Source organism: Halorientalis brevis, from assembly GCF_023077655.1.
In genome coordinates this window covers 100,889-112,915 of sequence record NZ_JALLGV010000007.1, presented here as the reverse complement: position 1 = coordinate 112,915, position 12,027 = coordinate 100,889, and the positions used below count along the sequence as shown (strand labels likewise).

The window sequence follows — 12,027 nt, the reverse complement described above, 5'->3', positions numbered from 1 at the left end:
CTATGGGGAGCCGACGGGATGCAGGCCCGCGAAGTCCAAGCCAGCAGTCTCCTCTAAGCCGAGCGCGACGTTGGCCGCGTGGACGGCCTGGCCGGCCGAGCCTTTCATCATGTTGTCGATGGCCGAGAACACGACGACGCGCTTGTTCGCGGGGTCGAGTTCGAAGCCGACTTCTGCCTTGTTCGTCCCGGCGACGGCCTTGGGTTCGGGGTAGCGATACACCCCGCCGCCGCCCGCGACGAGCTCGACGAACGGTTCGTCCTCGTACGCTCCCCGATACGCGCCCCAGAGGTCGCCCTTCGAGACGGGGCCGTTGGGGAAGACGTGACACGTCGCCGAGGCACCGCGCGTCATCTCCACCGCGTGAACGGTAAAGGAGACGTCGACGCCGAGGAACTGCTGGATCTCGGCCTCGTGACGGTGGCCCGTGGGCGCGTACGGGCGGACGACGCCCGAGCGCTCGGGGTGGCTGGAGGCTTCGCCGCCGCCAGCGCCGCCCTCGGAGGAACCGACCTTCACGTCGACGACGATCTGCTCGTCGCCCGAGAGCACGTCCTGCTCGAACAGGGGGAGCAGCCCCATGATGGTCGCCGTGGCGTTACAGCCGCCCGACGCGATGAGGTCCGCGCCCTCCAGGTTCTCCCGGTTCAGTTCGGGCAGAGCGTACTCGCTCTTTTCGAGCAGTTCGGGGCGGTCGTGGCCGTCGTACCACTCGTCGTACTGCTCTTCCGTGTCGAGGCGGAAGTCAGCCGAGAGGTCTACCACTGTTCCGGCGGCGTCCTGGAACTCGTCGATGTGTTCCATCGAGACGCCGTGGGGCGTCGCGGCGAACAGCACGTCCACCGATTCGAGGTCCTCGGGGCTGGAGAAACGCAGGTCCATCCCGCGGAGGTTGGGGTGCTGGTGGCCGACGGTCTTGTTCGCGTACGAGCGACTCGTCGCCTGGGTCACCTCGAACTCGGGGTGCTGGTACAGCAACCGCAGGAGCTCCCCACCAGTAAAGCCGGAGCCGCCGACGACCGAGGCCGTCAGTGACGGTTCGCCGTTCGCGGACATCAGGCGGTCACCTCCTGCTCGACTTTGGTTTCGAGCCAGTCGACGACCTTGGCGGGCACGTCGACGTCGGTCGTGTCGTTCAGCGCTTTGAACTCGACGTTGTGGTTGACCTCGTGGACGGTGTAGCCGTTCTCGGTGCCCATGAGGTCGATCCCGAGCAGACCGCCGCCGACCGCTTCGGAGGCGCGTTCGACGAGATCGAGCGCTTCGTCGTCGAGGCCGAACTCGTCGGTGTCGGCGCCTTTGGCGGCGTTCGTGATCCAGTGGTCCGACGAGCGGACCATCGCGGCGACGGGTTCGCCGTCGGTCGCCAGCACGCGGATGTCCTCGCCGCCCTTCTCGACGTACTCCTGGACGTAGAACACCTTGTGCTCGTAGTGGCCCAGGGTCGCCTTGTGTTCGAGGATGGCTTCGGCAGCGGTCCGACTGTCGATCTTCGCCATCAGCCGACCCCACGAGCCCACGACGGGCTTGATGACGCAGGGGTAGCCAAAGTCCTCGATGGCCTCCATGGCCGCGTCCTTCGTGAACGCCACCGTCGTTTCGGGCGTCGGCACTTCGCCTTCGACCAGCGCGAGGCTGTTTTTCGCCTTGTCGGCGCAGACCTCGGCGGTGTCGGGGTGGTTGACGACCGGGATGTCGTAGGACTCGATGAAGCGAGTGGCGTAGACGCTCCGACTGGTCGCCAGACACCGGTCGACGACGACGTCGACGTCCTCGAAGTCCGCCGGCGCCTCCGTGAGTCCGAACTGCTGTTTGCGTACGTCGATCTTCGTGACGTCGTGGTCGCGATCGCGCAGTTCCGAGAGCAAGAGCTTCTCGTCTTTGCGGATGCGCGAGTAGAGAATTCCTACATTCATTGTTACCTCCACTGGGTCGTGCAGGCGGGACGGAGCGCTCCCTCTCCGGCCGAGGTCTCAGCGCCCGCGCGCACGAACGCGAGGGTGGTCGTTGTGGAAGCCGCTCCGACCGCTGTCACCGCTTATTCACCCCAGTCCTCTTCGAGCTCGGGCGCCGAGTCGAGCTCGACGGGATCCGTGTCCACGACCTCCAGTTCCGCACCGCAGGTCGAGCAGTCAACGATCTCTCCAACTTCCAGGTCGTCGTGCAGGGACACTTCCGCCCCGCACTCGATGCATTCCGTCATTGGTACCTCTATCTCCCCTTCGGATGTACTTAAACCCTTCGGACTTGTCGGCGAAAATGAAAGTCACAAACTACCGTCTAACGGTGCAAAAGCGGGCAATACGGTGTTTCACGATTTCAGTATCATGAATTTGGTATATTATCCCCTCGCGGGGATGGGAAGGTCGGTCGTCGCGGGTGTCGGCAGCGGACGAGGCTCTCAGACATACTCGGCCACCTCCTCGCGGAGCATGTTCTCGGCACCCGACAGCGCTTCGCGCTCGTCGGCCAGCGCCGCCTCGTCGGCTGCCAGGTCGTCCTCGGCAGCGTCGAGCTGTCCCTCGACTGCCGTGGGAGCCGGGCCGCCGGCCGAGTCACGACTCGCCACGCTCTCGGCGGGATCGAGCGCCGCTTCGACGGCGTCGCGGTCGACGTGTGCCGACAGCGACTCGCCCAGGACCTCCTGGGCCGCCGATTCGAGCGTCTCGTAGTCGGGATCGGCCGACTGCTCGGCCGCCAGCGCGACCATCTCGTGGGCCGTCCGGAAGGGAACGCCGGACATCGCCAGCAGGTCGGCGACGCCCGTCGCCGTCGAGAACCCATCGCCCGCCTCCGCGGCGAGCACGTCCTCGTTCCACTCGGCAGTGGCCACAGCGCCGGCGGCGACCTCCGTGGCGTCGATCACGGCGTCGACGGCTTCCCAGCCGTGCCCTGTCGCTCGCTGGAGGTCGCGGTTGTACGCACGGGGTAGCCCTTTCAGCGTGGTCAGCAGTCCCGACACGGCCGCGTGGGCGTCGCCCGCCCGCGACCGGACGAGTTCGAGCGTGTCGGGATTTTTCTTCTGGGGCATGATCGACGACGTCGAGGAGTAGTCGTCCGAGAGGTCGACGTACCCGTCGTTGGCGAAGATCACGACGTCCTCGGCGAGCCCCGACAGCGTCGTCGCCAGGTTGGCCAGCGCCGTCGTCGCCTCCAGCAGGAAATCGCGCGCCGAAGAGGCGTCCATCGAGTTCACCAGTACCGAATCGAAGCCGAGCAACTCGGCGGTGCGCTCGCGGTCGACGTCGAACGGCGTGCCCGCGAAGGCCGCGCCGCCCAGGGGCGAGCGGTTCGTCCGGTCGTAGGCGTCCACGAGACGCTCCGTATCACGGGCCAGCGCCCGCTCGTAGGAGAGCAGGTAGTGCGCCACCGTCGTCGGCTGGGCGTACTGGAGGTGCGTGAAGCCGGGCATCACCGTCTCGGTGTGCTCGCGAGCCGTCTCCAGCAGTTGCTCGCGTGCGCCGACCACCGTTTCCACTGCGTCGAGCAGGTCCGCGCGCAGGCGATAGCGGATGCAGGTCGCCACCTCGTCGTTGCGCGAGCGGGCGGTGTGCATCCGGCCGCCCTTCTGTCCGACGCGCTGGATCACTGCGGTCTCGATGGCGGCGTGGACGTCCTCGCCGTCGGGGAGGTCGCCGTGGCCGGCGTCCTCGATCTCGTCGAGCGCGTCGAAAATGGCCCCGGCGTCGTCCTCGTCGACGATCCCCTGCTCGGCGAGCATCACGACGTGGGCGCGGTCCACGGCGAGGTCAGCCTCGAAGATGCGTTCGTCGGCGGCGAGCGACGAGAGGAACCCACGCGCGGGGCCGCCGCTGAAGCGGTCCCGGCGGACCACGTCACCACTGGCATCCGTGCTGCTATCGTCTGTGGGTTCCTCGCTCATGGATTTAGTCGTCGTCTGAAACTGCTTTGTTCGCTGTCTCGGCGTCGGCGGCCTCGCTGACCTTGTTCGCCAGGCGCTCCTGGAAGCCGTGGTACTTCGCGACGCCCGTCGCGTCGCCCTGTTCGATGTCGTCTGTGACGTCCTCGGTGTTGAACGAGGCGTGGCCCTCGGCGTAGCAGGCGTACGGGCTCTCGCGACCGACCGGGCGAGCCTGGCCGCCCTGCAGTTTCACGGTCACGGTGCCGGTCACGCGCGTCTGGGTCTCGTCGATGAACCCTTCGAGCGCGCGGAACAGCGGGGCGTTGACGAGGCCCTGGTAGCCCTTCTCGGCCCACTCCTGGTCGATGCCCTGCTTGAAGCTGCGCTCCTCCTTCGTGAGGACGAGCCCTTCGAGCGCCTCGTGGGCGGCCAGCAGGACCGTCGCTGCCGGGTGCTCGTAGTTCTCGCGTACCTTGAGCCCGAGCATGCGGTCTTCCATCGTGTCCGTGCGGCCGACGCCGTGGGCGCCAGCGAGGTCGTTGAGGTGACCGATGAGGGACACGGCGTCCATCTCCTCGCCGTCGACGGCCACGGCCTCGCCCTGCTCGAACTCGATCTCGACGAGTTCGGCGTCCTTGCCGCCGGGCGTCTCGGTCCAGTCGTAAATCTCCTCACCGGGAACGTGTGCGGGGTCTTCCAGCTCCGACCCTTCGACCGAGCGGCTCCAGAGGTTCGTGTCGATGCTCCAGCGGCCGCCGTCGCCGCCCTCGACGGGCAGGTCCTTCTCGTCGGCGTACTCCTGTTCCCACTCGCGCGTGAGCCCGAGTTCGCGGACGGGCGCGTGAACGTTCAGCTCGGAGTCGCGCCAGACCGTCTCGAAGCGGAGCTGGTCGTTGCCTTTCCCCGTACAGCCGTGGGCGAGGGCGGTACAGCCCTGCTCTTCGGCGACTTCGAGGATGGCCTCGGCGATGACCGGGCGCGCGAGCGCGGTCCCCAGCGGATAGCCCTGGTAGGTGGCGTTGGCCTTGACGGCGTCGAGACAGAGGTCCGCGAACTCGTCTTTGGCGTCGACCACGTAGTTGTCGAGGCCGAGCGCCTCGGCGGTCTCTTCGGCTTCCTCGAACTCTTCTTCGGGCTGACCGACGTCGACGGTGACGCCGATGACGTCGTCGTAGCCGTACTCTTCTTTCAGCAGCGGGACGCAGACTGTGGTGTCGAGCCCGCCGGAGAAGGCGAGCGCGACCGTTCCTTCGGTGTCGTTTGGTTCTGGCATGTGTGTGGTGTGGGTGATGTATCAGTGGTTCAAGACCGCTCCGGAACCAGCCGGTGTGCGGTGAGTGAGAACAACCGTGGAATGAAGTGGAGTAGAGGTGGGCCTAACGGCCCGGTCGTCGTCGTCGGAAAAGGCGGACGGACTCGCCACTCGCAACCGCTTGCGAGCCATTCCGGCGGGTCCGTGTCATGTACTCGAATCTATTCACAGACGCGTATTAAAAAGTTCCGAGATGGAAATCGCCCGCTAGAAGCGTCGCAGAGCGAGGTATCCGGTACCAAGGATCGCGGTAATTGCGAGCCCCGTCCCGAACCCGGGGCCGTCTCCGCTGGACGTCTCCGTCCCGCTTGCTGCCGTCGTCCCCGACTCGCCGGCGTCGATCGGTTCGACCGTCACCGCGAACCCGTCGAGGGGCGATCCCGCCTTCCAGGTGGCGGTTCCGTCGAGACTGCTATCCGCGGCTGGGGCCATGCTCGTCACGGCGTACTCGTCGGGGACGATCAGTTTGAGCGGTCGGTCCGGCGTGAAGCCGCTGGCGAACGGCTCTGTGATCGTGAGCGTATCGCCCTCGACGGCAGCCAGGCCGTCCCAGGTTACCGAGAGTTCGACGACGCCGGTCGCTCCGACCGTTCGCAGGTCGACGGTCGCGTCGGTGATCGACATCTCGCGCCCCGTCGCGTTGGCCGCGTCCGCGGCGACGCGTTGCATCCGGTCGCGGAACCGAACGCGGAAGCGCTCGCGCGCCTGCTGGTCGTTTTTGAGTTGCTCGAAGGCGTCGCTCTCGTTCTGGCTCGCCAGATCGAACGTCGTCGTCATCGTCACCGTCGCCGAACCGTCCTCGTGGACGTCCACGACGAACGACCGCTCGGGGGACTCCGCGGCCGTCGCTCCGGCCGCCGGCGTCACTGCGCTGAAAACCGTGAGTGCGACGACCGCCATCGTGACGACGTAGCTGCGGTTCATGTCAGGAACATTCATCGGCGAAGTGATAAAAACCGTGGCCAGTGCGGTTAGCGGGCCCCTGCGCTGTCGCTGCTGCCACTCGACCCACCGGCGTTGCCACCGCGGTCGCGATCGCTCGACCCGCTGTCGTCGGTCGCCGTGGCCCTCGGCTCGCTCTGGTCGGTGGCAGTGCCGTCGGGCTGTCCCGCACCGTTCTGGCCCGACGCCGTCGGGGCGTTCGGTCCGCCCGACTGTCCGGCCTGGCCGCTATCACTGGCGTTGCCCCGCTCGCGCTCGTCCGGCCGCTTGTCGGCCCCGCGGTCGTCGGGCTGACCCCTGTCAGCCGCCTGCGGCCCGGCGATGGACCGTGCGATGTCGGCGACTTCGCCGCCGCTCAGGTTCTTCGCCTGGTCGCCGAGCGTCTGGATCGCCGTCACGTTGACGCCCTTGGATTCGAGCAGGTCAGCCGGGAGTCCCTGCGAGGCGTTGGCGGTGTCGTTCGCCGCGCGTTCGACGTTCTCCGTTCGGGAAGCGAGTTCTGTGATGCGAGCGCGGTACTCGCCCTGGCTGATACTACCGTTCTGGCGGGCCTCGCGCAACTGCTCGCGCTGCTGCGTGAGGTTCCCGAGTTCCCGTTGGGTCTCGTTGACCTTCTCGGCGATCAGCGCGGCCTTGGCCTCGTCGCTGGACGCACCGGCGACCGCCAGCCCGAAGCTCCGGGAGTCGATCTCGCCGTCCAGTTCGGCTTCCTGGGCGCCGACGACGCCTGCCAGGCGTTCGCCGGGCGCGACGGTCGCGTTCGATTCGTTCGCGGCGACGGCCGCCGGGTCGTTCGTCTCGCTGAGTGGCGAGTGGACTGCACCCAGTGCCGTCCCGGCACCCAGCGTGCCGACGACGACGAGCACAGCCGCGAGGAGGGACAGTGTGCGTCGCATTGTGTCTCCTGCTTGGCACTCTACGAGCATATAAATGGTCGATCGCTGTCCCGAATCAACGACGCTTAAGCCGGATTAAGCCAGATTCAAACCTGCTGTAGTCGGGTGGTTTTCGGAGCCGATATCGTGAACGGTCCGCTGAACCGTCGCCAGGATTAAATACTGTCGTCGTCCGGGTGCGTGAGGACGTTCTCGCGGCCGAGGCGGAACACCTCGATCTCGTCGTTCTCCCGGAGCTTCGTGACGACCTGGCTGGTCTTCGCGTCCGTCCAGTCGAGCCGCTGGGCGACCTGCTGTTGTTTGATGCGGCCGCCCTCCTCCTCTACGAGCTTGAGTACTCGCTCCTCGTTGCTCAGGAGTTCCTCGGCCGGGTCGTCGTCCTGACCGTCGGCCGACTGTTCGCTGGCTGGCTCCGTCGACTGCGTTCCAGCGGTGGTCCCGGCTTCGGCGGGTCGGCCGCGGTCCTGGCCGCCGATCAGGCCCCGGCGGCGCGCCCAGAGGTAGCCGCCGGCCCCGAGGAGCACGGCGACGACGGCGGCACCGACGAGCGTGGTCCCGCTGACGCCGCTCCCGGAACTGGGCGCTGGCTCGGTGGTGACCACGACGCGCGGGCCGTCGCTGCCGAAGTCGCGACGGCCATCCCAGACGACGCCGTTGTCGAGGCGTTCGGTCGCGTTCGGCGAGACGGAGACGGTCCGGTACTCGCTGGGCCAGTCGACGCGTAACTGGGACTCGCCGTCGAGGTAGAACCCGGCGAGGGCGTCGCCTGCCTCGATGTGCGTCTCGTTGGTCACGGCGAACCCGGTCCAGGTGAACCGATACCGGATGATCCCGTAGGGCTGGCCGATGTTCTGCCGGTCGGTTTCGACGCTGACGTTCCGGAGCGCCATCTCGCGCCCGGTCGCGTCCGCCGCGCCCGAGACCGTCCCCTGCATGCGGTCGGTGAACCGCTCGGTGTACGGCGAGGAGTCGTTCCGGATCTCCGCGGCGACGGACTCGAAGGCGTCGGTGGCGTTCTCGTCGTCGAGCCGCACCCGGTACTCGATGGTCCACGTGGCCGTGCCGTCAGTCTGAACGGCGGCCCGTAACAGGACCCTGTCCGGATCGACGTCCGTCTGGGTTCCCGTCACTGCCTCGGGCGTCACGGCGTGGGTGTGCGTCGACGCGTCCGCTGCTGCGACGGTCACCCCGACCGCTCCGAGGCTCACCATCCCGAGTACCAGCATGAGGACGACCGTGCCGGCGCGTGTCATCGCTGCCCCGTATTCGTGGCGTCCTGAAATCCTTTCTTGCTCGCCGTCGGCCACAACGCCTATCCCTCCGTCGCGACGACATCCGCCAATGACGCCCCGCGCAGCGGTCGACGTCGAGGACCTCCTGAAGATCCTCCTCGTGCTCGCTATCGTCTGGATTCTCCTGGAAATCATCTCCGAGTTCATCAGCGTCGTGTTCGGCCCCTTCCGCCCGCTCTTTGGCCTTCTCATGGTCGTCCTCATCGCCCTCTATCTGACCGACCGCATCTAGCCACTCGCCGTCCCCGCCGGGACCCCGACCCTTCAAGTACAACCTACCAAGAATACGAGGCTCGGCCGGTAGTTCTGTCGAGACCCTTGGTTTTATACTGAAACCAGTCGAATTTATCGGTAGCAATGGGGGAAGTTACGGCGGCGAAGGTCAGAAACCTCTTCACTTTCTTGGGGTTGGGACTGCTGCAGATCATGGTGATCCTGGAGGGACTGGCGCACTACTACAGCATCACGATCCCGCTGTTCCCCTTGCAGTTCATTCTGCTCGGGTTCGTCTCGGCCGGGCTGATCTTCATCGCGACGTTCTGACCGGGACCAGCACCCTTTTCGGTCGTCCCGCTCCCAGCAGTGCCTATCGTGTACAGCCTGAACGCGCCCGTCCCGTCCGCCGTCGCAGCCCTCGCCGACGACCTGGCGCGTGACCTCCTCGACGCCCAGTCCCGCGTTCGCGGGTCGCACACGCTCGTCGTCAAGCGCCTGACCGACGACGATCTCGGCTACGCCCATCTGGAGGCCCGCGCTCGCGACGCCCTGGCCGGTACGCCCGCCTGTGAAGCCCGCGTCGCCGACGTCGAACTCTTCGAGACGGTGCCGTCCGGTCCAGCGCCGGTCGTCTACCTCCGGGTCGAGAGCCCAGGGCTCGAGGCCCTGCACGACCGACTCTGCGAAACGTTCGATCCAGTCTCCGAAATCGAGGGAGCGGCGTACGTTCCACACGTCACCGTCGCCCGTGGGGGCCAGGCCGCGGCTGCACGTCGCCTCGCCGAGACGGAGATCGACCCGATCGAGTGGGTCGTCGACGAACTCGTCTTCTGGGACGCCACGCGCGAACAGCCAGCGAGTCGCGTCTCGCTGCCGCTGTGATCACTCGCCGGACGTCTCTGTCGGTCGGCCGGCGACTGCGATCGGCTGGTCCGTGTGGGTTTTCGGCAGCGTGAGCTGGACGACGCTGCCCCGGGGGTCGTTCTCCTCGAAGCCGAGCGTTCCGTCGGAGTGCGTGACGATCCAGTTGACCAGCCAGAGCCCCAGGCCGCTGCCGTGATACAGGGGGTCGATCTCGTCCTCGCCGGTCAGGATCGTCTGCTCCTGTTCGGGGATGCCCGGGCCGTCGTCCGCGATGTGGACCTCGACCGTTTCGGGATGAGACTCGACAGTCACCGAGACCGCTGGTTCGTCGCGGTCGCTGTGCTCGACGGCGTTATCGAGGAGTTCACTGATCGCCTGCTCGATCTGGGGGATCGTGGCGGCGTGGACCTCCTCGGGCATCGTCAGGTCGATCGTCGCGTTCGGGTGGCGCTGGCGGAGATCCGCGACTGGCCGCCTGATGTGCGCCGAGATTTCGAGCGGGTGGACGAGCCGCGCCTCCGAGAGCACCTCGACGATCTTGCGTTCGCGTTCCGTCACCCCGAGCAACTGGTCGGCGGTCTCGATGATGTTCTCGGCGAGTCCCTGCATCTCGGTCTCCGTTTCGGCGGCGATCAGTTCCGCGTTCCCGGTGATGACGCTCATCGCGTTCCGGAGGTTGTGTCGCAACACGCGGTCGAGCACGTGGAGTTGGCGTTCCCGGTCTTTCTGTGGCGTGACGTCCCGCAGGGTTGCGACGACGCCCTCGACCTCGCCGGTTTCGCCGTCTTCGAGCGGATAGTACCGGACGTCGAAGGTCCGATCGGAGCGGTTCGGGCGCGACCGTTCCATCCGGTAGTGGACGGAGTTGCCGGCGAGCGTCCGGTCGATGTGCGGTTCGACCGTCTCCCAGACGTCCGATCCCAGCACCTCCTCGGGCGTCAGGTCGCTGATGTCGTCCTGCTCGATGTCGTGGTACTCCCGGTAGCCCCGATTGGCGAACAGGTAGTTGTGGTTCGTGTCCGTCGCGCAGATGAGGTCGTTCGCGCCTTCGATGGCCCGTTCGTACTGCTGGAGCTGGCCTTCGCGCTCTTTCTGCTCGGTGATGTCGGTCTGGATGGCGACGAAGGCCGTGACGTCCCCGTCGTCGTCGGTCAGTGGCGCGATCGTCTCGCGGGCGTGGTACAGCTCACCCGACTTGCGGCGGTTGACGATTTCGTCTTTCCAGACGTCGCCCGCGAGGACGGTTTCCCAGAGGTTCTCGTAGTACTCGTCCGACATCTTGCCGGAGCTAAACAGGCGCGGCGTCTCGCCGAGGGCTTCCTCGCTGCTGTAGCCCGTGACCGACTCGAAGGCGGGATTGACGTACTCGATCGTGCCGTCGGTGTCGGTGATGAGGATGACGTTCCCGGCGGCTTCGACGGCGCGCCGGAACTGGCGGAGGCTCCGTTCGGACTCCCGACGCTCGGTGATGTCCTCCTGGAACCCGACGTACTGTGTCACGTCCCCGTCGCGGTTTTCGACCGGCGCGACGGTGACGCGATTCCAGAACTCGGACCCGTCTTTCCGGTAGTTCGTGAGTTCGGCCGTGACGGACTCGTCGTCGTCGATCGCCTGCCGCAGCGCCGCGACCGGCTCCGGCTTCGTCTTCTCGCCCTGGAGAAAGCGCGGGTTCCGCCCGAGTAGCTCGCCCTCACTGTAGCCCGTCAGTTCTTGAAACCGCTCGTTGGCGTACAGCAGGGGATGATCGTCCTGCGTGGCGTCGGCGATCGTGATGCCGACCGGGGCGTCGTCCATCACCCGGTCTTTCAGCGCGAGTTCCTGTTTGCGTTCTTTGAGCTCCGAGATGTCCCGGACGACCAGAATGATCGCCGGGTCTCCCGCCCACTCGATGCCGGTGCCGGTGATATCGACCGGCGTCTCCGTCCCGTCCAGGCCGAGGAGCCGTGCTTCACTCCGGTTGACGCTCCGGTCTCTGCGCTGAATCTCCGCCATGTTGTCGACCGAGAACGGATGCTCGTCGCCTGCGATGGTGGCTGCCACGGGCGTTCCGATGAGAGCTGCCCTGGTCGAGGCACCCAGCAGTTCGAGACCGGCGTCGTTGACGAACTCGTAGCGTCCGTCGCGGACGATCGCGATCGTATCGTGTGCCGCGTTGAGAACGTCTTTCGCCCGTTCGTGGGGCTCGATGAGGTCGCCGTGTGACCGCGAGTAGGAGACGGCGTCACGGACGAGGTCGGCCAACCGCTCCCACTGGTCGCCGTGGCGCTCCTTGACGAGGTAGTCGGTCACGTCGGCCGAGATCGCCTGACTGGCCAGCGATTCGCTCCCCTTGCTGGTGAACAAAATAAAGGGACGGTTGGGCGTCTGGGCGCGGACGGCTTCCAGGAACGCGACCCCGTCGGTGTCCGGGAGGTCGTGATCGCTGACGATACAGTCGATTCTCGTGCCGTCGGCGAGGCGGTCCAGTGCCTCCTCGACGGTCGCAACGGTCGTGACTTCGATGTCACCGTCAGCAGGAAGCCGCGCTTCGATCTGCGTCGCGTACTCGTCGTCAGCAGTGACTGCCAGCACGCGAATCTCCCTTGGTGCCCCGTCAGTTGACATTCTGCTCGCTCTCAAATTTGACTCCGGCCATATACATAC

General features: G+C 66.5%; 12 protein-coding genes. 3 read left to right on the top strand and 9 right to left on the bottom strand.

Translation table 11 applies throughout. The annotated features are described in order from the left end of the window. The 8 genes from argC to MU553_RS16015 all read right to left on the bottom strand — a co-directional run bounded on the left by argC (position 1) and on the right by MU553_RS16015 (position 8,265). A complete protein-coding gene (gene argC / locus MU553_RS16050; protein ID WP_247379273.1) occupies positions 1–1,056 on the bottom strand; it encodes an N-acetyl-gamma-glutamyl-phosphate reductase in 1,056 nt (351 codons plus the stop codon). Then, a complete protein-coding gene (gene lysX / locus MU553_RS16045) occupies positions 1,056–1,916 on the bottom strand; it encodes a lysine biosynthesis protein LysX (RefSeq protein WP_247379271.1) in 861 nt (286 codons plus the stop codon). Before lysX ends, argC begins: the two co-directional genes overlap by 1 nt. A gap of 122 nt (positions 1,917–2,038) precedes the next feature. Continuing rightward, positions 2,039–2,203: a lysine biosynthesis protein LysW gene (gene lysW, locus MU553_RS16040; protein ID WP_247379269.1), complete on the bottom strand. Its 165-nt coding sequence runs from the start codon at positions 2,201–2,203 to the stop codon at positions 2,039–2,041. Between the two features lie 198 nt (positions 2,204–2,401). Next, on the bottom strand, positions 2,402–3,883 hold the full coding sequence (argH, locus tag MU553_RS16035) for an argininosuccinate lyase (protein ID WP_247379266.1): 1,482 nt from the start codon (positions 3,881–3,883) through the stop codon (positions 2,402–2,404). Positions 3,884–3,887: 4 nt separating this feature from the next. Further along, positions 3,888–5,135, bottom strand: a complete 1,248-nt coding sequence (locus MU553_RS16030) for an argininosuccinate synthase (RefSeq protein ID WP_247379264.1) — start codon at positions 5,133–5,135, stop codon at positions 3,888–3,890. A gap of 246 nt (positions 5,136–5,381) precedes the next feature. After that, positions 5,382–6,098, bottom strand: coding sequence for a DUF7345 domain-containing protein (locus tag MU553_RS16025; protein WP_247379261.1), 717 nt, complete (start codon positions 6,096–6,098; stop codon positions 5,382–5,384). Between the two features lie 47 nt (positions 6,099–6,145). Then, entirely contained in the window at positions 6,146–7,012 is an 867-nt protein-coding gene (locus MU553_RS16020; protein WP_247379259.1) for a hypothetical protein, read from the bottom strand. Between the two features lie 155 nt (positions 7,013–7,167). Further along, a complete protein-coding gene (locus MU553_RS16015; RefSeq protein ID WP_247379257.1) occupies positions 7,168–8,265 on the bottom strand; it encodes a helix-turn-helix transcriptional regulator in 1,098 nt (365 codons plus the stop codon). Positions 8,266–8,353: 88 nt separating this feature from the next. Between MU553_RS16015 and MU553_RS16010 the strand changes: the two genes are divergently transcribed. The 3 genes from MU553_RS16010 to MU553_RS16000 all read left to right on the top strand — a co-directional run bounded on the left by MU553_RS16010 (position 8,354) and on the right by MU553_RS16000 (position 9,402). Next, entirely contained in the window at positions 8,354–8,536 is a 183-nt protein-coding gene (locus tag MU553_RS16010; protein WP_247379255.1) for a DUF7554 family protein, read from the top strand. A 125-nt stretch (positions 8,537–8,661) separates the two neighbouring features. Continuing rightward, positions 8,662–8,847, top strand: a complete 186-nt coding sequence (locus MU553_RS16005; protein WP_247379252.1) for a hypothetical protein — start codon at positions 8,662–8,664, stop codon at positions 8,845–8,847. Between the two features lie 48 nt (positions 8,848–8,895). After that, positions 8,896–9,402, top strand: a complete 507-nt coding sequence (locus MU553_RS16000; protein WP_247379250.1) for a 2'-5' RNA ligase family protein — start codon at positions 8,896–8,898, stop codon at positions 9,400–9,402. Here MU553_RS16000 and MU553_RS15995 read toward each other — a convergent pair whose 3' ends face one another. Next, positions 9,403–11,988, bottom strand: a complete 2,586-nt coding sequence (locus MU553_RS15995) for a PAS domain S-box protein (protein WP_247379248.1) — start codon at positions 11,986–11,988, stop codon at positions 9,403–9,405. Positions 11,989–12,027 lie beyond the last annotated feature (39 nt).